The 23886-nt window shown below is 57.9% G+C and carries 17 protein-coding genes; 7 read left to right on the top strand and 10 right to left on the bottom strand.

Annotation, left to right across the window (positions count from 1 at the left end; all coding sequences use genetic code 11):
- Window positions 1-37: 37 nt before the first annotated feature.
- The 7 genes from FE702_RS03690 to FE702_RS03720 form a co-directional block, all read right to left on the bottom strand.
- The gene (locus tag FE702_RS03690) at window positions 38-1087 is read right to left on the bottom strand and encodes an ABC transporter ATP-binding protein (RefSeq protein ID WP_147124924.1); all 1050 of its coding nucleotides are present in this window, start codon (window positions 1085-1087) and stop codon (window positions 38-40) included.
- On the bottom strand, window positions 1087-2349 hold the full coding sequence (locus tag FE702_RS03695; protein WP_147124925.1) for an MGH1-like glycoside hydrolase domain-containing protein: 1263 nt from the start codon (window positions 2347-2349) through the stop codon (window positions 1087-1089). The genes FE702_RS03690 and FE702_RS03695 overlap by 1 nt, the downstream gene beginning before the upstream one ends.
- Window positions 2346-3566 (bottom strand): carbohydrate ABC transporter permease, encoded by a 1221-nt coding sequence (locus FE702_RS03700; RefSeq protein ID WP_147124926.1) that lies wholly within the window; start codon window positions 3564-3566, stop codon window positions 2346-2348. The genes FE702_RS03695 and FE702_RS03700 overlap by 4 nt, the downstream gene beginning before the upstream one ends.
- Entirely contained in the window at window positions 3563-4801 is a 1239-nt protein-coding gene (locus tag FE702_RS03705; protein WP_147124927.1) for a carbohydrate ABC transporter permease, read from the bottom strand. Before FE702_RS03705 ends, FE702_RS03700 begins: the two co-directional genes overlap by 4 nt.
- A gap of 53 nt (window positions 4802-4854) precedes the next feature.
- On the bottom strand, window positions 4855-6207 hold the full coding sequence (locus FE702_RS03710) for an ABC transporter substrate-binding protein (protein ID WP_186826975.1): 1353 nt from the start codon (window positions 6205-6207) through the stop codon (window positions 4855-4857).
- A complete protein-coding gene (locus FE702_RS03715) occupies window positions 6204-7313 on the bottom strand; it encodes a LacI family DNA-binding transcriptional regulator (protein ID WP_147124928.1) in 1110 nt (369 codons plus the stop codon). Before FE702_RS03715 ends, FE702_RS03710 begins: the two co-directional genes overlap by 4 nt.
- A 216-nt stretch (window positions 7314-7529) precedes the next feature.
- Complete coding sequence (locus tag FE702_RS03720) at window positions 7530-9611, bottom strand: ASKHA domain-containing protein (RefSeq protein ID WP_147124929.1); 2082 nt, start codon at window positions 9609-9611, stop codon at window positions 7530-7532.
- 208 nt (window positions 9612-9819) lie between these two features.
- Between FE702_RS03720 and guaB the strand changes: the two genes are divergently transcribed.
- From guaB to FE702_RS03750, 6 genes are all read left to right on the top strand, one after another.
- Window positions 9820-11268, top strand: coding sequence for an IMP dehydrogenase (gene guaB / locus FE702_RS03725; protein ID WP_147124930.1), 1449 nt, complete (start codon window positions 9820-9822; stop codon window positions 11266-11268).
- A complete protein-coding gene (locus FE702_RS03730) occupies window positions 11268-12419 on the top strand; it encodes a methyltransferase domain-containing protein (RefSeq protein WP_147124931.1) in 1152 nt (383 codons plus the stop codon). Before guaB ends, FE702_RS03730 begins: the two co-directional genes overlap by 1 nt.
- A 98-nt stretch (window positions 12420-12517) precedes the next feature.
- A complete protein-coding gene (locus FE702_RS03735; RefSeq protein WP_255449577.1) occupies window positions 12518-14836 on the top strand; it encodes an ATP-binding protein in 2319 nt (772 codons plus the stop codon).
- 225 nt (window positions 14837-15061) lie between these two features.
- Window positions 15062-16141, top strand: coding sequence for a recombinase RecA (gene recA, locus FE702_RS03740; RefSeq protein WP_147124932.1), 1080 nt, complete (start codon window positions 15062-15064; stop codon window positions 16139-16141).
- Between the two features lie 209 nt (window positions 16142-16350).
- Window positions 16351-18999: an alanine--tRNA ligase gene (gene alaS / locus FE702_RS03745; protein ID WP_147124933.1), complete on the top strand. Its 2649-nt coding sequence runs from the start codon at window positions 16351-16353 to the stop codon at window positions 18997-18999.
- A 2-nt stretch (window positions 19000-19001) separates the two neighbouring features.
- The gene (locus tag FE702_RS03750) at window positions 19002-19292 is read left to right on the top strand and encodes a DUF1330 domain-containing protein (protein ID WP_147124934.1); all 291 of its coding nucleotides are present in this window, start codon (window positions 19002-19004) and stop codon (window positions 19290-19292) included.
- A gap of 361 nt (window positions 19293-19653) precedes the next feature.
- Here the strand turns inward: FE702_RS03750 and typA are convergent, their stop codons facing one another.
- The 3 genes from typA to hemB all read right to left on the bottom strand — a co-directional run bounded on the left by typA (window position 19654) and on the right by hemB (window position 23220).
- A complete protein-coding gene (gene typA, locus FE702_RS03755; RefSeq protein ID WP_147124935.1) occupies window positions 19654-21474 on the bottom strand; it encodes a translational GTPase TypA in 1821 nt (606 codons plus the stop codon).
- Window positions 21475-21571: 97 nt separating this feature from the next.
- On the bottom strand, window positions 21572-22129 hold the full coding sequence (locus FE702_RS03760) for a lipid-binding SYLF domain-containing protein (protein WP_147124936.1): 558 nt from the start codon (window positions 22127-22129) through the stop codon (window positions 21572-21574).
- Window positions 22130-22224: 95 nt separating this feature from the next.
- A complete protein-coding gene (gene hemB / locus FE702_RS03765; protein WP_147124937.1) occupies window positions 22225-23220 on the bottom strand; it encodes a porphobilinogen synthase in 996 nt (331 codons plus the stop codon).
- Between the two features lie 140 nt (window positions 23221-23360).
- On the opposite strand from hemB, the gene FE702_RS03770 reads away from it, so the two are divergent.
- On the top strand, window positions 23361-23882 hold the full coding sequence (locus FE702_RS03770) for a component of SufBCD complex (protein WP_147124938.1): 522 nt from the start codon (window positions 23361-23363) through the stop codon (window positions 23880-23882).
- Window positions 23883-23886 lie beyond the last annotated feature (4 nt).

Genomic DNA, 23886 nt, shown 5'->3' on the forward strand with positions numbered 1-23886 from the left:
CGGCCCAACCGCCGTCAAGCGACGACTTGATCTTGGATCAGCGCACCGCAAGCCCTTCGCCGTCAAAGAAATGCAGGCGCTCTTGGGGGAATTCCAGACCGACGGTCTCACCGGGTTTCAACTCGGTTTCGCCACCGACGCGGACGGTCATCTGGCCAACTTCGCCGCAATCCAGAATGACAAAGCAATCCGCGCCAAGGTATTCGACGACGTCGACCGTGCCGTCGATGGCGCCGGTTCCTGTATCGCCAACCCCGATGTGCTCTGGCCTGATCCCAAGATGCTCTGCGGCGCGCAGGCCGGAAAAAGCACCGCCGCGACCTCCAGACAGTCTGTACTGCCCGTTGGCCGTCGTGCAGGGGATGACATTCATCTTGGGCGAGCCGATGAATTGAGCGACGAAAAGGTTGGCTGGGTTTTCATAGAGCTCGCGCGGGGACCCGACCTGCGCGATGGTTCCGAATTCCAGAACCACGATCTTGTCAGCCAGCGTCATCGCTTCGACTTGATCATGCGTCACATAGATCATTGTTGCGCCAAGGGATTGGTGTAGCTTTGCGATCTCATAGCGCATTTCGACCCGGAGAGCCGCGTCTAGGTTTGAGAGTGGCTCATCAAACAAGAAGGCCGTTGGTTCACGGACAATCGACCGTCCGATGGCAACGCGCTGACGCTGACCGCCTGACAAGTCCTTGGGGCGGCGATCCAGATAGGCATCCAGTTTCAGCACTTTGGCTGCGGCGTTCACCTTTTCGGCGACCTCGGCCTTTGGCACACCCGCCGTTTTCAACGAGAACCCCATGTTCTCACGCACGGACATATGCGGGTAGAGCGCGTAGGATTGAAACACCATCGTCAACCCGCGCTTGGCAGGGGGCTCTGGCGTCACGTCCCGTCCATCGATCTTGATCGCCCCGCGCGATGTCTCTTCCAGCCCGCCGATCATCCGCAAGAGAGTAGATTTCCCACAGCCAGACGGTCCAACGAAGATCACGAACTCGCCATCTTCAATCTCAAGATCGACACCCTTAATGACCTGAGCAGAGCCGAACCACTTTTCTACGGCTTCAAGTTTGATTGCACCCATCACGTGGCTCCTTGTGAGGGCGATGCCCAAGCCAGCCAGATGGCCGCCGTCCAGGTGAATGTGCCGCCACCGGCGGCTTCGCCGGTGTGGGGATCAAAATATTCGGCAAAGCCGTGCCGTGCAATGACATCCGCCGTGGCTTGTCGCAGTGCCTCGCCACGGTCGGTGAGCCCGCGTTCCTTCAGGCCGATGGCGATCAAAGAGTTGATGATGCCCCATGTAGGCCCACGCCAATAGCGTTTGGCGTCAAAGCGGTCGGAAGCCGGATCGTGGCTTGGCACCGGATAGGTGCAGAGGTTCGTGATCCGGTCGTATTGCTCGACCATGGCCGGGTTATCGATACCTGCGTACCAATTCAGGAACGAAGCGTTCGACACGCAATTGGCCCATGCGCCGGACCGTGCGTCGCGTGCGTCATAACATTTCAGGTCAGGGTTCCAGAGGGTGGAGGCGCCGTTTTCAAGGGTTTGAATGTCCTCCTCGATGGCGCTCACATCCTCACCCAACGCCCGACCCAGATCGGCCAGATCACGCTGCGCGCGCAAGAGGATGAACGTCATCGTCGGATCAGCCACGCGGAATGGGTTTTCCTTCAGCAGAGCGGCCTCATCCCAATTCAGACGGCGGCCAAGTTGAACGAGCCAGATGTATCTGTCGTAATCATATTTCGTGGGCCGCATTGCCGGATCAACATGCGACGTGTCGCGGCGCGTGTATTCGCCAACACCCGTCGGATCGATGCCAGCCATTGCACCATCCCAGTCCGGAGTGTTGTCGCGCCCGGCCTCCCATGGATGAGTGACGCAGACCGCGCCTTGATCCAGCCGCCAGTCCATGAACCAGCGATGCCATGCCAAGAGCTTGGGAAAGAGGGCCGCCAACGGCGCGCGTCCTGCCTCTGGATCCGCCTCATAGACCCGCTTGGCAAAGCTCGCTGCCACTGGCGGCTGACTGATACCAGAAGACGGGATGGGACCAATTCCGCCCCAGACGTCTGGTCCCGGGAAATACCCAGGATCGGGTTTGTGAAACAGGATATGGGGCACCATTCCGTTAGGCCACTGGCCAACAAATAGCGTCTCAAATTCTTGCCACGCTCTGGGAATATCAAACGTCGCAAACCCCCACGCCGCAAAGGCGGAATCCCAGTTCCATTGGTAGGGATAAAGGCCCGCTGTGGGGACGGTATATCCGCCCCGGTCATTGCCGCGCAAAATTGCGCGCGCTTGTTCGTCCATAGAAGGAGACACTTGCGTATTCATCCTTTTACACTCCCGGCCGTCAGGCCCTTGGTCATGAATTTTTCAAGGCCCAGGAACAACACCATGACGGGGATCGTGGCGATCACGGCCCCGGCCATCAGATGCTCTCTTGGGATTTCAGAGCTGTTCAGCATTGCGACGCCACGCGTCAGCGTAAAGATCGACGGATCATCCAGCAGCATGAAGGCGAGCAGGAATTCGTTCCACGCGATCATGAAGACATAAAGGCTGACCGAAGCAAGCGCGGGCAGGGCAAGCGGCAGCGTGATCTTCCAGATCACCTGCAGGCGGTTCAAACCGTCCATCAGGCCTGCTTCCTCGACCTCGGCAGGCAAGCCGCGGAAGTAGCCTTGGAGCATATAAAGCGCGACGGGGATCGTCGTGACAGGGTAAATCAGAACAATCCCAATAATGGTGTTGCGCAGCCCGGTGATCGAAAACGCGATGTAGATCGGTAGCGCCAGAACGATCATAGGCACCATGTAGATCAGCAGGATTGACCGCGAAAACGCTGCACGACCGCGAAATTGCAGCCGCGCGACAGCATAGGCGCCCGGGATTGAAAACGCGAGCGTGATGATCACCGTCAGGACCGACACGTAGAAGCTCGTCCACATGTAGGTGCCAAAGTTAAAGTCGCGGAACAACTCATGATAGCTGCGGAACAGTGCCCAGCCTTTGTCCAGTTCAATCGAGAAATCGAGCGGGTTTTGCAGAAGCGCCGACTGCGACTTCAGCGACGTCATCACCATCACGTAGAATGGGATCAGGACGATTGCCGTGAAAAAGATGTAGCCAAACCCGGTGAGGAACCTGATCCACGCTTCTTCCATTTCATGGCGTGTCAAAGATCCCCGTGGAATCCCGGCGAAAATCATGGCCGTCGAATATCCGAAGATGAAGCCGAGAAGACCGTTTACGACAGCCTGCAGGCCTGCGCCTTGGTTCGTCACTATTGGCGCACCAACTTGGCCCCCGACCAGCCCGATGATGGCCAACCCGACCGCCATAACGACCCCGACAATCGGCGCGCGTGCCAAGGGCATAATCGCCCCCATGCTGAGCGCACCGCCGAGGATCAGGCTGAAAAAGAGAGTGGGTCGATACGCGTTGCCCGTCGCAAAGGACATCACCACAGACACGGTCGTCGCGAGGATAAACAACCACAGCGCACCGATGATCGGGCCGGTGACAAACCCATTGCGCAACAGCTTCATAGCCCTTCCTCCCGGCTGATGAATCGGAAGAAGAAGAAACTGAACATCAGCAGGCAGCCAAAGATGACCACGGCCACAGCCGCGCCCGCACCGATGTTTGAGATTGCAAAGGCCTGCTCATAAACGTTGACGGTCAGTGTCCGTGTGCCCGCGTTCCCGCCGGTCAAAAGGAAGATGTCGTCAAACTTGTTGAACGTCCAAATGAAGCGCAGCAGGAACAGCACCGACAGGATGCCAAGCAACATTGGCAGGCTGAGATACCAAAACTTTTGAAACGGGGAGGCGCCATCCATATCAGCGGCCTCGTACATGTCGGTGTCTATCGACTGCATCCGCGCGAGGATGAACAGGAACGACAGCGGAAAGTACCGCCAGATCTCGAACACAGTGACCATGATCAAGGCGAGGGGGCGCTGACCAAAGAAGTTGATCGTCTCATTGGTGACACCCATCTGGATGAGCAGCGCATTGATCGATCCCGAAAACGGATCAAACAGGTTCACCCATGTGAAGGCGACCGCAATGATCGGGGCCACGTAAGGAAACAGGTAAAGGCCCCGCAACACCCCCTGACCGCGAAAGCTTTTGTTCAGCAAAAGAGCCGCGAACAATCCAACCACGAGCGCGCCGACCGTGCCGAAGACCGTGTAGAAAATCGTGGCCCACATGACTGTGACGAACTCATCCGCATCAAAAATGCGGGTGAAGTTTTCCAGCGTGAATTCGGTATTCGTCAGGATGTTGTCTGCATCGCCGGTTGCGCGAGGCTCGGTGTCATCCTCCAGCGCATCTTCGAGCGCGTCAGCATCGCCGTCCAACGTCACTGGGATCATCAGCGTCAAACGTTCGCCGGGTTCCAGCGTGCCGATAGTGCAGGTCAATTGGCTGGCTGACAGTTCGCACTGCTCGGGTAATTCACCAAGTGTCGCGGCGTCCGGCACTATGTCTGTGAATTCCACATTTAGGATTGGCTCGTCCTGACTGCGGTTTTGAATGCGGTAGCGGACGGCCTGATCAGGATCTCCTGCATTCCGCAGGTCCTCACGGACAACGGGAACGACCGGACGCAGATCCGCCAAGCCAATCGGTTTGAAGCTGATCCAGAAAATGGCCAGCAACGGCAGGATCACAACCAAAGAGACGATTGTGATCGTCGGCAGCAAAAGCGACCACGCCAAACGCGCTTCGCGCTTTTGCAGCGGTCCGGTGCCTTTGGGTGGATGAGCGGTTTGCATTGACATCTCCTGCGGAGGGTTCGCCCCGGGACATGCCCGGAGCGAAAGATCGTTTATTCGATCGCGGCCAGCTGCTCGTTCATCGCGGCCACGGCGGCTGCAGCGTCGATTTCACCGTCGATGTACTGACGCACAACGCGGTTCACGACCTGGCTGTTGATCATTTTGGATGCCAATGCCAGCTGGCCTTCGGCTACGCCCCAACGCTGAGCGACGTCCAGACCACCGACGATCTCGTCGATCATCTCTTGGGCATAAAGCTCACCCAATGGTGCACGACGGTCGATGCCTACGTCGAGTGTTGCCCAGAGGTCTTTGAACTTCGTCGGCTCGTCTGCGGTACCCGCACGCACTGGGAACTTGCCCTCAGGTGCGATCGACAGTGTCTGGCCGTAGCCTTCGTCCATCGAGAACTTCACGAACTCCATCGCTGCGTCGGTGTCTGCATCGTTGGTGATGCCAAAATAACGGACGTCACCCCATGCTGCGCCATCTGGGTTTGATGGACCCGAGAAGTTGGTCACGATACCAGTTTTCGAAGCCAGTTCGGACGAGGTTGGGTCATCGTTGATGGTCGGCGGGGCGCTGTCGCGAAGGCCAGCCAGTTCGTCCAGAATGAACGGCGACCAGATGATCATCGCGGCCTGACCTGCAAAGTACAGCTCACGCGATTGCTGCCAGAACAGTTCACCCGGAGGGGATGCTTCTGCGATGGCTTTGTAGAAGTCCAGAACTTCGGTCGTTGCCGCAAGATCAAGCTCTGCTGCGCCATCGGCGTTCACAGGGCTTACGCCATTCGCAAGGAACACGTGCTCAAGGACCTGCGACATGAAGTTCTCGTCGACCTTGGTTGCGGCCACGAAACCATACATCTCGGGTGGATTGTGCAGAGCTTCCAGAGCCGCTTCCACGTTCGCATAAGAGGTCGGTGGCTCAAGCCCAGCGGCTTCGAACATGTCTGCGCGGTAAACGAGCATTTGCGTCCAGCCGTCCACCGGGACCGATGCAACGCCGCCGTCAACAGCCGCCATCGCCAGCGGGCCAGGGGCAAAGGTGTCACGGCCCAGACCGTCGACCACTTCCGTCGCGGCTTCGGTGTCCAGAATGCCAGCCTCGGCCCACGGCAGAGCGTATTGCAGCGTGTGGTAAATCACGTCCGGCAGATCGCCAGCGGCAAAAGCAGCTGTTGCACGCGTGCCAAGATCACTTTCTGTGACCGGGATCACCTCAACTGCGGTGCCGGTCTGCGCCTCGAACTGAGCCGCCATTTCCTGTTGCTTGGCCAGACGCTCTGGCTGTTCTTCTGTGGTCCAGAAGCGGATCGTGTCGGCGCTGACGCCCGTGGCAGCAAGCACAAGGCCCAGTGCCGCGCTGGTCATCAGCCGCGTTCGCGTTTGAAAAGTCATTGGTTGTCCTCCCATTGGACTGGTTGTTTCGAGTGATGGTCGATAACGCGCTGTGCCAGTTCCGCTGGCGTCAGCGATGGGGGGCGGTCCGAGCCCCGTTCTACGAGAGTTGGCGGCGCCAGCTCCCTTAGCTCTTCGGGGTCTGCGCCCCGGATGAGTTGAATAAGCATCTCGGCAAGGCGTGACCCCGCCGCAAAGCTGTCGACGGCGTAGGTGGTCAGCCCTGGGGTGGCATAGGCACCTTCAGGCAGGCCATCATACGCCATCAAAGACACATCTTGCCCAACCGTGAGCCCCAATTCCGAGGCAGCCTCGTAAACACCGAGCGCCGCGCGATCCACCGCGCAAACGATGGCGGTTGGCGGTGTGGCTTGTGTCAGTAGATCATGCGCAACCCGAGCTCCTGAATTGCGCGTCATGGCGGGTGCGCCAATCAAGTCGGGCGAAAAGGGCAGGCCAGCATCAGAGAGACCTTTTTGAAATCCGTCGATCCGCAACTGGCTGTAGAAATACTGCGGGCCGCCCGGGATATGCGCGATCCGGGTATGACCCAATGCGGCCAGCCGTGCGACCGCGCCGGACATGGCATCTTCGCCTTGGATGTCGAACCATGCGCAGCCTCTTGAGTCCTCCGTACGCCCGAACATGATGAACGGGACATCCTGGTCGCGGAGCAGTTCGACGCGCGGATCAGAGCACAAAGTGCGCGGAAGGATGAACCCATCCGCCTTACGCTCTTCGATCAATCTTCCCACCGTGGAGCGGACTTTCTCTTCGGTGGGTTCTGCAGCGATTGTGACCGTCCATGTGGCGTCTGATGCTGCCTGGGTCACACCAGCGATAAAGTCGGCGAGAAAGGGGCGGGCGCTATCCTCTGAGTCGATCTGGAGCACGAGCCCAATTGACCGCGTGCGTCCGGTTCGGATGGCTTGGGCATGGCTCAACGGCCTGTAGCCCAAGGCTTCGGCCGCCCGCGAGATGCGCAGACGCGTTCCTTCGGCAATGTCCGGATAACCATTCAAGGCACGGCTCACCGTGCTTTTGGTAACGCCCAGATGCCTTGCAACATCCGCGATCGTTACCCTCGCTTGACGTCCGGATCCCATGGCACTTTGCGTGCTCTGCACTTGGTTTCCTCCCTAGGTGCCTAAAGAAGAAAGCTTCGAAACCGGTTTCGGCAAGAAAAAAAGTTATTTACTTTCCAGTGACTTGGCAAAATTTCTGTCGAAATTGGCCGCTTCAGGGCTTTTGAACGGGGTCCGAGCCCATCCCGTGCGGGATGCCGTGTGATCCGAGATACACCAAGATGAGCAAAAAACGCCTTAGGCCCTGCGTCTTCTGCGTCGGCCGCCAGACGATGCTTCGCCGCCTTGATTGAAATTGACTGCGGGCAGCGTGACGATCGAGTTCAGGATGGGGAAGGGGTCATCGCTGTTGGGCATCGCTGACGCATTGACAAAATGCTCTTGGAAACGCGGTTCGATGGCCGTCTCGATCTTTTCAATGTTGCGCACGGTCGTTTCAATCTCGTGGCGCTTGTCCACATCCAACAGGGCAATCCGCGCCCCCGTGCCCGCCGCGTTGCCCGCGCTGGTCACTTTGTCCAATGCGGCATCTGGGATCATGCCCAACACCATGGCGTGTTTCGCGCTGATATGCGCGCCGAAGGCTCCGGCCAAGACAACGCGATCAACTGTGTCCACACCAAACTTGTCCATTAGCAACCGCGCGCCTGAGTAGAGCGCCGCTTTGGCCATTTGGATGGCGCGGATGTCAGGGTTCGTGACGGTGATTTTGGGCCCGCCGGACGCGGACGCATCGTGCAGGACGTATTGGAACGTGCGATCATCCGGTTCGCACCTTGGCGTGCCCACTTGATCCGGACCGCCGATCAATCCGGATTGATCCACGATCCCGGCAAGGCGCATCTCTGCGATGGCTTCGATGATGCCCGATCCGCAAATTCCGGTGATGCCCGTTGTAGCGGTTGCCTCAGCGAAACCGTCCTCATCGCTCCACAGGTCGCAACCAATTACGCGGAAGCGCGGTTCCTTCGTGACGGGGTTAATTTCGACGCGTTCAATCGCTCCCGGCGCTGCGCGTTGACCTGCGCTGATCTGCGCGCCTTCAAAGGCGGGCCCGGTTGGCGATGAACAGGCCAAGACACGCTCACGATTGCCCAACAGGATTTCAGCGTTCGTGCCGACATCCACGACAAGGACAAGCTCATCGGATTTGTCAGGCTCTTCGGACAAGGCCACGGCGGCGGCGTCCGCCCCGACATGCCCCGCGATGCAGGGCAGAATATAGATGCGCGCGGATGGATGGATGTTCAGGTCAAGATCACGCGCACGAAGTCGCAGCGCATCCGACGTTGCCAAGGCAAAAGGAGCTTGCCCAAGTTCAAACGGGTCAATGCCCAACAGCAGGTGATGCATGACCGGGTTACAGACAAAGACGCTGTCGACGATCAGCGTTTTATCGATACCAGCTTCGGTCGCAATTTGCGTGAACAAGGCGTTCATGCCTTCGCGCACAGCCGCCGTCATTTCCTGATCGCCATTGGTATTCATCATCGCATAGCTGACGCGGCTCATGAGGTCTTCGCCGAAACGGATTTGCGGGTTCATCAAGCCCGAGGAGGCGATGACCTCACCGGTCGAGAGATCACACAGATGCGCGGCGATTGTGGTGGAGCCAAGATCGACCGCCATTCCATAGAGCGTGCCTTCGTAGAAGCCCGGCCAGATCTGCATGATGCGCGGTGGGTTTTCCTCATCGCCAAGATGAATGGCGCATGTAATTTTCCAACTTCCCTTGCGCAACGTGGGCTGAAGCTGTTGGAGAATATGTAGATCGGCATGCACATTATCGATATTCCACTGTTTTTTCAGCGCTGCTGCCAAACGCTCCATGTCACCCGTGGGGTCGTGCATGTCAGGCTCTGCGACCTCGACATAAAACAGCCGCGCTGCAGGGTTCAGCGTGATGTCGCGGACTTCGGCGCGTTTGCGGACGACCTGTTTGTGGACCTGGCTTTCGGGCGGGACGTCAACGACAACATCGCCTTGGACAGTTGCCTGACACCCCAGCCTGCGCCCATCGATCATTCCGCGTTTGGATTTGTAGCGTTCTTCAACCTTGTTCCACTCGCTAAGGGCGTCTTGTCCGACGGTGACACCGTGCTTGGGAAATTCACCATACGAAGGTTGGATTTGGCATTTCGAGCAGATGCCCCGCCCCCCACAGACACTGTCGAGATCAACACCCAATTGCCGCGCAGCGGTCAGGATCGGCGTACCGACTGGAAAATGTCCGCGCTTGCCTGATGGCGTAAAGACAACGAGAGGATCGGTCGTGCTGGGAATGTCCTTGGGCATGTCGTGCTCTTCTATTTGGATCATGTGTGTTGATCGTGTTGCAACCATAGTGACGACTTCGGTGAAGGAAACCGTGGAAGCGGCACGGAAGTGTCGCGAAACGTCAGTCCGACTGACTTTGTGTCGCCCGCGACTGGCGAATTCGTCCTCAATTGGCCGATTGCCTCTTTCCGCCAGTGGCTGCCCATGCGAAAGAGACGCGCCAAGTGATATGACCGTAGGAGACACACGGATGCAGATTCGCGAGGCACTCACCTTTGATGACGTGCTCCTGGTGCCAGGGGCGTCCGAGGTTCTTCCATCAACCGCTGACACACGGACGCGCGTAACGCAGTCCATCTCTCTGAACATTCCGTTGCTGAGCTCTGCGATGGACACGGTGACAGAGGGCCGTATGGCGATCGCCATGGCGCAGGCTGGGGGCATGGGGGTCATCCACCGCAACCTGACGCTGGAGGAGCAGGCCAAAGAGGTGCGGCGCGTGAAGCGTTTTGTCTCGGGGATCGTCTACAATCCGATCACACTGAAAGCCGACCAAACACTGGCCGATGCCAAGGCACTTCAGGAACGCTATCGTGTCACCGGTTTCCCGGTGGTCGACGACTCAGGCCGGGTCGTGGGCATTGTGACGAACCGTGACATGCGCTTTGCGACCGACGAAACCACACCCGTATCAGTCATGATGACATCTGATGGTCTCGCGATGCTGAACGAGCCGGCAGACCTTGATGAAGCGCGCAGCCTCATGAAGGCGCGACGGATCGAAAAGCTCTTGGTGACGGACGGAAACGGCAAGCTGACCGGTCTTTTGACGCTGAAGGACAGTGAACAAGCGGTCCTGAACCCCGATGCTTGCAAAGATCAACTGGGTCGGTTGCGCGTCGCAGCGGCCACCACGGTCGGTGATGCAGGGTTTGAACGTAGCGAGGCGTTGATTGATGCCGGTTGCGATTTGATCGTGATCGATACGGCCCATGGGCATTCCGCCGGCGTCGCCGAAGCAGTTAAGCGCGTCAAAGGGTTATCGAACGAAGTTCAGGTTGTTGCGGGCAACGTGGCAACCGGCGATGCGACCAAGGCGTTGATTGATGCAGGCGCCGACGCCGTGAAGGTTGGTATTGGTCCCGGCTCGATCTGTACCACCCGAATGGTTGCTGGTGTTGGTGTTCCTCAATTGACCGCCATTATGGACTGCGCAGCCGCAGCGGGTGATGTGCCTGTCATCGCTGACGGCGGCATCAAATTCTCTGGTGATTTTGCCAAGGCCATCGCTGCCGGTGCATCCTGCGCTATGGTGGGCTCAATGATTGCCGGGACTGATGAAAGCCCCGGAGAAGTCATTTTGTATCAAGGCCGTAGCTTCAAAAGCTATCGCGGCATGGGCAGCCTTGGTGCCATGGCGCGCGGTTCGGCGGATCGCTATTTTCAGAAAGACGCGGCGAGTGACAAACTTGTGCCCGAAGGCATCGAAGGACAAGTGCCTTACAAAGGGTCTGCCGGCGCGGTGATCCATCAGCTTGTCGGTGGTTTGCGAGCCGCCATGGGGTATACCGGATGTGCAACTGTCGATGAAATGCGCAAGGACTGCAATTTCGTGAAAATCACGGGGGCCGGGCTGAAGGAAAGCCACGTGCATGACGTGCAGATTACGCGCGAAAGCCCGAACTACCGCGTTATGTAATGACGCCTGCCGCACGGATAGCCGCCGCCATTGAGGTACTGGACCAGGTGCTTGAAGGCACGGCTGCGGAAAAGGCCTTGCTTGGCTGGGCCAGACGCAGTCGCTTTGCGGGGTCCAAGGATCGCGCGGCACTGCGTGATATCGTGTTTCAATGCCTGCGATGCCGTCGGTCCTATGCAGCAATGGGCGGTTCGCTGACCGGGCGTGGGCTTGTGCGCGGGTTTATGTCTGACACTGGTACGCCTGAGGCAGACATATTCGGAGCCACTCGTCATGCGCCGCCCGTGTTGGACGACCCGCCTTTGACCCCTTGGGACAATCTATCGGAAGGGGACCAAGCCGATCTGCAAGATTGGGTATATGATAGGCTTTGTGCTGAGTACGGCAGTCAGGCAAGAATGATCGCTCAGGCCCTTCGCCAACAGGCCCCGATATGGTTGAGGGTTAATGCGCAACGCACTGATAGCGCTGCTGTTTCCAGAAACCTGTCGGATGCCGGATTTGAAATACAGGCGAGCAAAGATGTCCCGACCGCACTTCAGGTGACGCGCCCGGCCAGAGGCTTGGCCAATCTCGACGCCGCGCAGGCGGGGCTGTTCGAGTTTCAGGACCTGTCATCTCAGCGCGCCATTGCCGCGCTCGGCGACTTACATGGGGTTAGGGTCTTGGATTTTTGCGCCGGAGGCGGCGGCAAGGCCTTGGCCATGGCGGCAGCCGGAGCCAGCGTCACGGCCCATGATCGAGATCCCCGTCGGATGAAGGATTTCTCAGAGCGCGCAAAACGGGCGCAGGTACACATCAACACAAGCAGCCTCGCCGATTTAAAGGGGCAATCCTTCGATCTTGTGGTCTGTGATGTGCCATGTTCCGGGTCAGGCGCTTGGCGTCGGTCCTTGGAAACCAAATGGACGCTGACACCAACGGATCTCACAGACCTAATAGATTTACAGCGCGGCATTGCTCAAACAGCCGTTGGTTTTATGAAGCCCGAGGGACGTCTGTCTTACATGACCTGCTCGCTTTTCTCGGCCGAGAACGCCGAACAAGCGGAGTGGATCGACGCGCATTTGCCTGTGTCGAAAACACTGGCACACCAAATGATTCCGCTCGATGGCGGAGATGGCTTTTTCGTTTCGATTTACCAAGGCTAGTGCAAAACAACTTTGGGTTGCAATTCGGTTGTGGTTTAATCCTGCGTTAAGGGTTGGCACCGCACGTTACGGGCCAACGAATCTTCGTGGGATGACGCGTGGCTCAGACACTGAATAGGCAATCTGGTTTGTTTCGGCTGACACGTCGTCTGGAACCGCAGGCAACCGTCGTGCTCATTGCCGCGTCCATGGTCGCGGTCGCGAGCCTGTTTATGGACGCTGACTTTCCGGCGCTTGTTATTCTCGTGATGGCTGTGTCGCTCGGGACGCTTGCGTTTTCGGTCAAGGTTGTGCGCGCCTGGTATTCGATGCGACAGCGTAGCGTGGTACGTTCCGTCGCGTGCCTGATCGAAAATGATGCCTCGGCCAGCTTTCTGACGGATAACGCAGGCAATATTCTCATGCGAAACAGGGCCGCAGATGACCGCGTCACAATGGATGACAGCGACCAACTGGCCAATTGCCTTGCTGATCTTTTTGCGAACCCCGGCCCAATCCTTGCCAAGCTGCAGAGCAAGGCTTTGGCTCTTGGGGCCGCGCGGGATGACATCATAACCAGACGCGGGCATGTCCGGGTTGCCGTGACGGCTCTTGCGCGGGACAGCTATCTTTGGCGGGTTGAGGATATCGTTGACCGCGTGTCGGGTGATACCGGCGCACAAACCCTTAGCTTGCCCATGATGACGGTCAGTTCATCTGGCGCGGTTCTTTTCATGAACACCGCGATGCGGACGTTGGTTGGCGAACGGGTCAAGTCGCTTGATCGGATGTTCTCCAACCTGCCTGTTCGAAATGGTCAACTGAACGAGGTGCGGACAACGACCGGCAAGATCGGGTGTCTTGTCGCCGATGTCGAAGGCAGCGCGGGTCGGCGAGAGATATTTCTATTGCCCGGCTCAGTACCGGATACCGAATTCGCAAAGGATGGATGGAGCTTCTTCGACGAGGTGCCGGTGGCTTTGTTGAAATTCTCACCATCAGGTGAGGTTTTGGCCAGCAACCGGATGGCGCGGGAATTGATTGGTCAATCCGTGCGGACTGGGACCGAGATATCCGAAATCTTCGACTCTCTTGGCAGGTCGGTGACCGACTGGGTCCGAGAGGCCGCAGACGGGCGCAATCTGGGTCATGCCGAGTTTCTGCAAGTCCTCAATCGTGACGACGATACCTTTGTGCAGGTCACGTTCAATCGCGTGAAGGAAAACGACGAGATCGTTTTGATCGCCGTCCTGAACGACGCAACAGAGCTGAAATCGCTCGAAAAACAATTCGTGCAAAGTCAGAAGATGCAGGCAATCGGTCAGTTGGCCGGAGGGGTTGCGCATGACTTCAACAATCTGCTGACGGCCATTTCGGGTCATTGCGATCTTCTATTGTTGCGCCATGACGCCACCGATCAGGACTACAGCGACCTGATGCAAATCAATCAGAACGCCAACCGTGCAGCGGCTTTGGTCGGACAATTGCTGGCATTCTCTCGCAAGCAAAACCTCCAGCCAGAAGTGCTCGATGTGCGTGATGTGCTGTCTGATATGGGGCATCTGTTGAACCGTCTCATGGGTGAGACGGTGACGATGTCGCAAACCCATTCAGGCGAATTGCCCGCCATTCGTGCGGATAAGCGACAACTGGAGCAGGTTCTCATGAACCTCGTGGTCAATGCCAAGGACGCCATGCCGGACGGAGGCAAAATCAGGTTGATCACTGAGCATGCCTGCCTGACCGATGCAAAGCGCATGGGCCGGGCCATTGTTCCGGCCGGTGACTATGTGGTGGTCAAAGTGCGTGATCAGGGCATCGGTATTCCGCCCGACAAACTGCCTAAGATCTTTGAGCCTTTTTTCACCACCAAAGGGACGGGCAAGGGCACCGGCCTTGGCCTGTCTACGGCCTATGGTATCGTCAAACAGACCGGTGGGTTCATCTTTGTCGATAGCGTCGTTGATCACGGCACCACCTTCACGCTCTATTTTCCGGTCCATGAAGGGGATGAAGGGACAGACCCTATCGCGAGCAAAGCCAGAGCGCATGCAGAGGCCAGTTCCAAGACAGGCGACGGTGTCGTGCTTTTGGTAGAAGACGAGGCTCCGGTACGCGCCTTCGCATCCCGCGCGTTGCGTTTGCGTGGGTTCACGGTGCTAGAGGCCGACAGTGCCGAATCTGCTTTGAGAACTTTGGCGGATACTGAACTCGACGTGGATATCTTTGTCACCGATGTGGTCATGCCCGGTCAGGATGGCCCGTCTTGGGTCCGGGAAGCGTTGAAAGAGCATCCCGACACGCAAGTCATCTTTGTATCAGGCTATGCGCAAGAGGTGTTGGCGGATCGGCAAACCAAAATTCCCAACTCGCGTTTTCTAGCCAAACCGTTTTCTCTCAATGAGTTGACCACGGTGGTTCAGGAAGCGCTGCATTGATCGCCAAACCGGTGCAGACGGCTCACATGTGCCGTGCGGAACGAATGCGACAGGGGATGGAAAATTTCCACCTGAGGTAACTCCCTGTTAACCGCGCTGCATCACGCTGCTCTCGTACAATTTGAGTTGATATGTTCTCTTTTTGACCCTATCAAGACAGGAACAAGAGGCGAACATCGACAGCAATTGCCGCCAGCATAGGCGCGTGACATAAGGAGCCAAATCATGGCAACAGCGGATCTTCTGAGCATGGACGCAAAGCGTAATTCCGACCGTCAAAAGGCACTGGACAGTGCGCTGGCACAGATCGAACGACAGTTCGGCAAAGGCTCGATCATGAAGCTGGGCGATGAGAACGCCGTACAAGAAATCGAGGCGACCTCAACCGGTTCGCTGGGTCTGGACATCGCGCTGGGGATCGGCGGTCTGCCAAAAGGTCGGATCATCGAAATCTACGGGCCAGAAAGCTCGGGCAAAACCACGCTGACGCTGCATTGCGTCGCCGAAGAACAGAAAAAAGGCGGCGTTTGTGCCTTTGTTGACGCCGAGCACGCGCTTGACCCGCAATATGCCCGCAAACTTGGCGTCGACCTTGACGAACTGCTGATTTCGCAACCTGACACAGGTGAACAGGCGCTTGAAATCACGGAAACGCTGGTGCGCTCCGGTGCGGTGAGCCTTGTAGTTGTGGACTCGGTCGCAGCTCTGACGCCTCAGAAAGAGCTCGAAGGTGACATGGGTGACAGCGCTCCGGGCTTGCAGGCCCGTCTTATGAGCCAGGCCATGCGCAAGCTGACTGCCGCAATCAGCCGGTCGAATTGCATGGTTATCTTCATCAATCAGATCCGGATGAAGATCGGTGTCATGTTCGGCAGCCCTGAAACCACGACCGGTGGTAACGCGCTTAAGTTTTACTCTTCTGTGCGGCTGGATATCCGCCGGATCGGCGCGATCAAGGATCGTGATGAAGTTGTCGGCAACGCAACCCGCGTCAAAATCGTCAAGAACAAGGTGGCACCACCGTTCAAGCAGGTCGAATTCGACATCATGTATGGCGAAGGCATCAGCAAGATGGGTGAGCTTCTGGACCTTGGTGTCAAAGCCGGGGTCGTCGAAAAATCTGGCTCATGGTTCAGCTATGGCGATGAGCGGATCGGTCAGGGGCGTGAAAATGCCAAAACCTTCCTGCGCGAAAATTCTAAGGTCGCCTACGAGATCGAAGACAAAATCCGCGCGGCACATGGGTTGGACTTTGATATGCCACCCGGTGCCGAGAAAGAGGATGACGACATCCTCGAGGCCTGATGGCCTGACAATTTGACGAATTTCGAAAGGGCCGCTCTTCTAGCGGCCTTTTTACTGTTTGGTGCGTGGTTCATCACGTACGTCGCCTGCAATCCTGTCAATCTGGCAACAAAGGGTCGAACAGCCAGCCGCAACGCTTGTGGACACCTATGCGGTGCAGGGATATGTCACCCACAACACCAAGACAGCACTCCAGACGGACGATCCCTATGCCCAGTTTGAACGACATTCGCAGCACGTTCCTGAACTTCTTTGAAAAGAACGGGCACGCGGTCGTCGACAGTTCGCCGCTTGTTCCTCGCAATGACCCGACGCTGATGTTTACAGCCGCCGGGATGGTTCAGTTCAAGAACCTGTTCACCGGGGTCGAAACGCGTGATTATACGCGCGCCACCACCGCTCAGAAATGTGTCCGTGCAGGGGGCAAACACAACGATCTCGACAATGTGGGGTACACCGCGCGCCACCACACATTCTTTGAGATGCTCGGCAATTTCAGTTTTGGGGACTATTTCAAAGAGGACGCGATCCCCTTTGCTTGGGACCTTGTGACCAAGGAACTTGGGATCAACAAAGACAAGCTTCTGGTGACGGTCTACCACACCGATGATGAGGCCGTGAACATCTGGAAGAAACATGCGGGCCTGAGCGATGACCGCATCATCCGCATCGCAACGGATGACAATTTCTGGTCTGCCGGTCCAACCGGTCCTTGCGGTCCCTGCACCGAGATTTTCTACGACCACGGTGACCACATCTGGGGTGGCCCTCCAGGCAGCCCAGAAGAAGACGGCGATCGATTTGTCGAGATCTGGAATCTGGTCTTCATGCAGTATGAACAGTTCGAAGATGGCTCGCGCATAGACCTGCCCAACAAGTCAATCGACACGGGCATGGGCATCGAACGGGTTGCGGCGCTGCTGCAAGGCACGAACGATAACTATGCCACCGACCTAATGCGCGCCTTGATCGAAGCTTCGGCAGATGCGTCCAGCACCGACCCTGATGGCCCGGGCAAAACGCATCATCGCGTGATTGCGGATCACCTTCGCTCGACCTCTTTCCTCATTGCCGATGGCGTCATGCCGTCCAATGACGGACGCGGATATGTTCTGCGCCGGATCATGCGCCGTGCCATGCGCCACGCGCACCTGCTCGGGGCCAAAGATCCTCTGATGCACCGTCTGGTGCCATCCCTTGTTCAACAGATGGGTGCCGCATACCCCGAATTGCAGCAGGCCAAAACCTTGATCGAAGACACACTTCTGAGCGAGGAAACGCGCTTCCGCCAGACATTGGATCGCGGCTTGAAGCTGCTGGATGACGAAGTGTCGGGTCTGGATGAAGGCGGGCAGTTGGCCGGTGAAGCCGCTTTCAAGCTTTACGATACTTACGGTTTCCCACTCGACCTGACGCAAGATGCGTTGCGCGAAAAAGGGATGACCGTTGATACAGATGGCTTTGACGCTGCCATGGCAGAGCAAAAAGCCAAGGCCCGCGCCGCATGGTCAGGCTCTGGAGAAGCGGCCGACGCTGCCATTTGGTTCGACATCGCCGAAGAGCACGGAGTGACCGATTTCCTCGGGTATGACACCGAAACCGCCGAAGGCCAGATCAAGGCCCTCGTCGTAGACGGCGCATCCGTCGCGTCCGCTGATGCTGAGGTCCAGATCATTCTGAACCAAACGCCATTCTACGCCGAAAGCGGGGGCCAAGTCGGAGACTCTGGTACGTTGACAACCGGCTCGGGCACGGTTCGGATCAACGACACCAAGAAAGCCGCGGGTGTGTTCATCCACACTGGCAGGGTCACTCAGGGGAACGTTGAAGTTGGACAGGCCGCCACCCTGAAGGTCGATCATGACCGCCGCACAGCCATTCGAGCGAACCACTCTGCGACCCACCTGTTGCACGAAGCGCTTCGCAACGCCCTGGGTGATCACGTCAGCCAGCGTGGCTCCTTGAATGCCGAGGACCGCTTACGGTTTGACTTCAGCCACAACTCTGCGCTCAGCCTTGATGAGATCAAACAGGTAGAGGCAGAGGTCAACACATACATCCGACAGAACTCATCGGTCGAAACGCGGATCATGACCCCCGACGATGCACGTGCCTTGGGCGCGCAGGCGCTGTTTGGTGAGAAATACGGAGACGAGGTGCGCGTCGTGTCCATGGGGAGCGAGGCAGGTTCCGGCAAAGGTACAGCCGGCGACACCTATTCCTTGGAACTCTGCGGTGGCACGCATGTGGAACGCACCGGCGACATCGGCGTCTTTGTCACATTAGGCGACAGCGCTTCCTCCGCGGGTGTGCGCCGGATCGAGGCGCTGACAGGCGAGGCCGCTTTTGCCTATCTTCGGGATCAGGACCATCGCGTTGCAGAGCTTTCTCAAACGTTGAAAACCAAGCCAGAAGATCTGCAGGACCGCATCACCGCGTTGATGGATGAACGCAAAGCCCTCGCAAATGAAGTGGCGGACTTGCGACGGCAGGTGGCTATGGGCGGCGGAGCAAAATCCGACGCGCCGGTCGAGATTGGCGGCGTGCCGTTCCTCGCCATGGTGCTCGACGGCGTGACAGGCAAAGATCTGCCTCCACTGATCGATGCCCAAAAGGAGCAGCACGGATCGCTGGCCATCCTGTTGATCGCTGACACGGGCGGCAAAGCGGCTGTGGCGGCTGGGGTGACCAAGGATTTGACGGACAAGATCACGGCCGTTGATCTGGTCAAAGCGGCTGTGCCTGTCTTGGGCGGCAAGGGGGGCGGCGGTCGTCCGGATATGGCGCAAGGCGGTGGCGCGGATGCATCCAAGGCAGATGAAGCCATCGCAGCGGCCAAAGCCGTTTTGGAGGGGTAAAAATGGCCACAGCACTTTGGATCGCACATGTAACGGTCACCGATGATGTGGCTTACGGAAAGTATGCCGCATTGGCGACCGAAGCGATTGCCAACCATGGCGGCGTGTTTCTTGCGCGCGGCGGAAGAAACGTCTGGATGGAAGGCACAGCGCGCCCTCGAAATGTGGTTGCGCGCTTTCCATCGCTTGAGGCCGCAGAAACCTGCTACAACTCAGACACGTATCAAGAGGCTCTGAGCCATGCGCGCGGGGCGTCTGAACGCGATCTGATGATTGTCGAAGAACTGGACTGATGTCTAACGGAAGGAGCGAGGGGCCAGCCCCTCGCGCTCCCCGAAGTTTTTTCAGCAAGAAGAATTAGGGTTTTACTAACCGCGCGAAACTAGGCTCTTTTCACGGTACAGGCGGAAGCGTCGATGACCGTGCAAGGAGACGCCGGGATGCACGGCGGGCGTGGGAGTTGCATCCAAAAGCTCCCCGTCTTGCATTGATAGGGAAACTCAGGCGCAAATTCCTTCACATCTTCTTGCTTGAAAATACTTTCGCCGAAGGCACGCGGTGCCACCTTCGAGTTGTGAACAAGAAAGGCCGCCTCGGGGCGGCCTTTGTTCTGCTCTCCAGCAAAAACACTGCCGCGTCAGCGGCACCGTAGGATTACCCTGCAGCGCGTGCCTGACGCTTGCGTTCATGTGGGTCGAGGTAGCGCTTGCGAAGGCGAATGGCGTTTGGCGTGACCTCTACCAATTCGTCGTCGTCGATATAGGCGATGGCTTCTTCCAGCGACATCTTGATCGGTGTGGTCAGGCGCACGGCCTCGTCGTTCCCGGAGGCTCGGACGTTGGTCAGCTTTTTCCCTTTGAGAGGGTTCACTTCCAGATCGTTGTCGCGGGAATGCTCGCCGAGGATCATACCCTGATACACATCTTCCTGCGCACCGATGAAGAAACGACCGCGATCCTCAAGGTTCCAGATCGCGTAGGCCACGGACTGTCCGTTTTCCATCGAGATCAAAACCCCGGCACGGCGGCCCGGGATTGCTCCTTTGTGAGGTGCCCAGTCGTGGAACACGCGGTTCAGCACGCCTGTGCCACGGGTGTCTGTAAGGAATTCGCCGTGATAGCCGATCAGGCCGCGCGATGGGACGTGCGCGATGATGCGCGTTTTGCCTGCGCCAGCGGGTTTCATCTCAACCAATTCGCCTTTGCGGGCTCCAGTAATCTTCTCGATGACGGAACCTGAATATTCATCGTCGACGTCGATGGTCACCTCTTCGATGGGTTCCATCCGTTGCCCGTCGACTTCCTGAAACAGAACTTGTGGACGCGAGATCGAAAGTTCGAACCCTTCGCGGCGCATGTTCTCGATCAGGACGCCCATTTGCAATTCGCCGCGACCGGCGACTTCGAACGCTTCGCCTCCGGGGGTGTCGGTGACGCGGATTGCGACGTTGGACTCGGCTTCTTTCAGAAGGCGTTCGCGGATGACCCGGGATTGGACCTTTTTGCCATCACGACCTGCCAAAGGGCTGTCATTGATGCCGAAGGTCACGGTGATGGTAGGCGGGTCAATCGGCTGTGCGGGCAGGGGCTCGTCCACGTCCGTCGCACAGAGCGTGTCGGCAACGGTCGCTTTCGCCATACCAGCCAATGAGACGATATCGCCGGGCTCGGCCACGTCGATTGGTTGCTGAGCAAGGCCGCGGAACGCAAGGATTTTCGTCACACGAAACTGCTCAACGCGCTCGCCTTCGCGGCTAAGGGCCTTGATGGTTTCCCCGGTTTTCAAGCTGCCGCTTTCCACACGGCCCGTCAGGATGCGACCGATGAAAGGGTCAGATCCCAGTGTAACGGCCAGCATGCGGAACGGCTCGTCCTTGCGTTCGATTTGCGACGGTGCAGGGACGTGTTCCACGATCAGATCAAAAAGCGCGCTCAGGTCTTTGCGTGGGCCGTCCAGTTCTGCGTCACACCAACCGTCGCGGCCCGAGGCATACATCGCGGGAAAGTCCAGTTGGTCGTCATTCGCACCCAGATTGGCAAAGAGGTCAAAGCATTCATCCAGCGCTCGGTCAGGTTCGGCATCGGGTTTGTCGACCTTGTTCAGCACCACGATGGGGCGCAGACCCAGCGCAAGCGCCTTTGACGTCACGAATTTGGTCTGGGGCATCGGGCCTTCGGCAGCGTCAACAAGCAGGACCACGCCGTCGACCATCGACAGGATTCGCTCAACCTCGCCGCCGAAATCGGCGTGGCCAGGGGTGTCGACAATATTGATACGGGTGTTGTTCCATTCAACGGAGGTGGCCTTGGCAAGGATCGTGATCCCGCGTTCACGCTCAAGATCGTTGCTGTCCATGGCGCGCTCAGCCACCGCTTGATTTTCCCGGAACGCACCGGACTGTGCCAGCAGCTGGTCCACAAGTGTTGTTTTGCCATGGTCCACGTGGGCGATGATGGCGATGTTGCGCAGCTCCATTTGGGCGGCCTCCGGAATAAGATTTGCCCGCGCGATACAGCGTTCACGCGGGCATGGCTAGGGATGAATTGAGCGGCGCAAAAGCGCCGCAGGCATGTCAGGGAATAATGCGCGTGTACTTGGTACCTTCGATGGTTGCACCCGCGCGGAATCCAGCCTGGCCAAAGACCGCGGCGATCACTGGTGCCAGCGACGTGGTCGTCGCGGCCCGCACGCTGTCGCCTTGATCGCGCAATGCATATTCGACGTCGGCTCCTGCGGCCCAGCCTTGCGACCGGCGGAATTCCAACAACGCCTCGTCCGTCATGAAGAACAGGACATGCGCGTATTGTTGTGCGCCAATCTGAAGCCCTGCCGAGGCTGACGTCTGTGAATAATAGTCAACGGTGATGTTGTTCACACGCAGCGCACCGCGTCCGAAAGATCCGCCCAGACCAAGCCCGGCTTCGGTCACCAAGGGCATGACCAGCATTCCGGTTGATTTTTCGGCAAGGCCGCGCGTGTTGGGATAGTTAAGGAACATGAAACGCAGCGTTTGATCCACGCGCGCATCGATCTTCTGGTCGTTCGTCGTCCCGATCCCATTGCCGCAACCGGCAACAACTGTTGTGCCCGCCATCAGGCCGAGCGCGAAAGTGCGTCGAGTAAGTGTCATGTCTACTGCCCGTTTAATCCGCCGGTGTTTGGCCCGGTCTCTTCGGCAGAGATACGCTGATTATGACCATTTGTCACCCATCATGGGCGCACGGTCTAGTGATCGGCCAACAGTCGCGCAGCGGCAGGTGCGAAATACGTCAACACTCCGTCGCAGCCAGCGCGTTTAAAGCTCATCAAGCTTTCCAACATGACCTTGTCGTGGTCGAGCCATCCGTTCTGAGCTGCCGCCTGAACCATCGCGTACTCACCGCTGACCTGATAGGCGAAGGTCGGTACGCCAAACTCGTCTTTCACGCGGCGACAGATATCCAGATAGGGCTGGCCTGGTTTCACCATGACCATATCAGCCCCTTCTGACAGATCGCGCGCGATCATGAGCAAAGCTTCATCGCTATTGGCCGGGTCCATCTGATAGGTTTTCTTGTCGCCGGTCAGCGCGCCAGAGGCACCGACGGCATCCCGAAACGGGCCATAATAGGCGCTGGCGTATTTCGCAGAATAGCTCAGAATGGTGACGTTTTGATGCCCTTCCTCTTCCAGCGCGTCGCGCATGGCGCCAATCCGGTTATCCATCATGTCAGATGGACCAAGGATATCTGCCCCGGCCTCTGCCTGTGCCAAGGCCATTTTTACAAGCGCTTCGACGGTTCGGTCATTCACGATCTCGCCGTTTTCGACGTACCCGTCATGTCCGTTGATGTTGTAGGGATCAAGCGCGATGTCGGTCATCACCGCGATGTCGGGGACTGCATTCTTGATCTCACGAATGGCACGGTTCGATAGGTTGTCCGGGTTCCATGCCTCGGCGCAGTCTTCTGTTTTCAGGGCAGGGTCCGTGTAAGGAAAAATACAGATCGCAGGGATGCCGAGACTGCGCGCTTCGCGCGCCGCGTCGGCGACGCGATCAACCGTCCTACGCACGACGCCGGGCATGGAGGGCACAGGCGTTTCGTCATCGGTGCCGTCCATGACAAAGATGGGCCAGATAAAGTCCGCTGGCGTGAGCACATTCTCAGACACCATGGCCCGCAAAGCCTTTGACGAGCGCAAGCGACGGGGGCGGGCAAAGGGGAAAGGGGCGTAGGTCATGGATCGGCTTCTTTCTAGTGTTGCCCTTGCCTGACATGTGAGGCGCGGTTTCTCAAGTCTTGGGTGGTCGCGGGCTTTCCTCTGCTGAGGTGTGCCGCTAGGGTCGCGCGGCACAACAAACGATAACAGGCACCATTCGCGTGGATTTTTACACGACCATCTTTGAAGTGATCGACATGCGGTCCTTCTCGAACTTGTGGTATTGGATCGCGCTGGCGGTGCTATGGTCTTCTGCTGCGCATTGGACGCTGGGCGTGCCCTACGACATGATCCAGCGCGCGCGGCGCAAAGGGGCCGAGGCTCAGCACGACCTCGAAGACATCACACGCATCAATGTGAAGCGTTTGCTGATGATCAGCTCGGTTGCTGGGCTCTTGATCCTTGGCTTTGCGATGTTTCTTTTGACGACGTTGGGACTGCTCGCCTTCTATTACAGCGTCGAATTCGCTCAGGCGCTTTTCCTGATGGTTCTGCCCATGAGCCTTGTTGGGGCCTTGTCGGTCTCGGCGGCGCAAAAGATAAATGAGCGCAACATTCAGGGACATGAGCTGATCCGCGTATTACTACGCCATCGGTTCTGGATTCAGGTGATCGGGGTGTTTGCGATCTTTTTCACCGCGCTGTGGGGAATGTATCAAAATCTCAGGTTGGGCGTGCTGTAATTGA

It is taken from the genome of Shimia ponticola (assembly GCF_007995215.1).
Lineage (GTDB): Bacteria > Pseudomonadota > Alphaproteobacteria > Rhodobacterales > Rhodobacteraceae > Shimia_B > Shimia_B ponticola.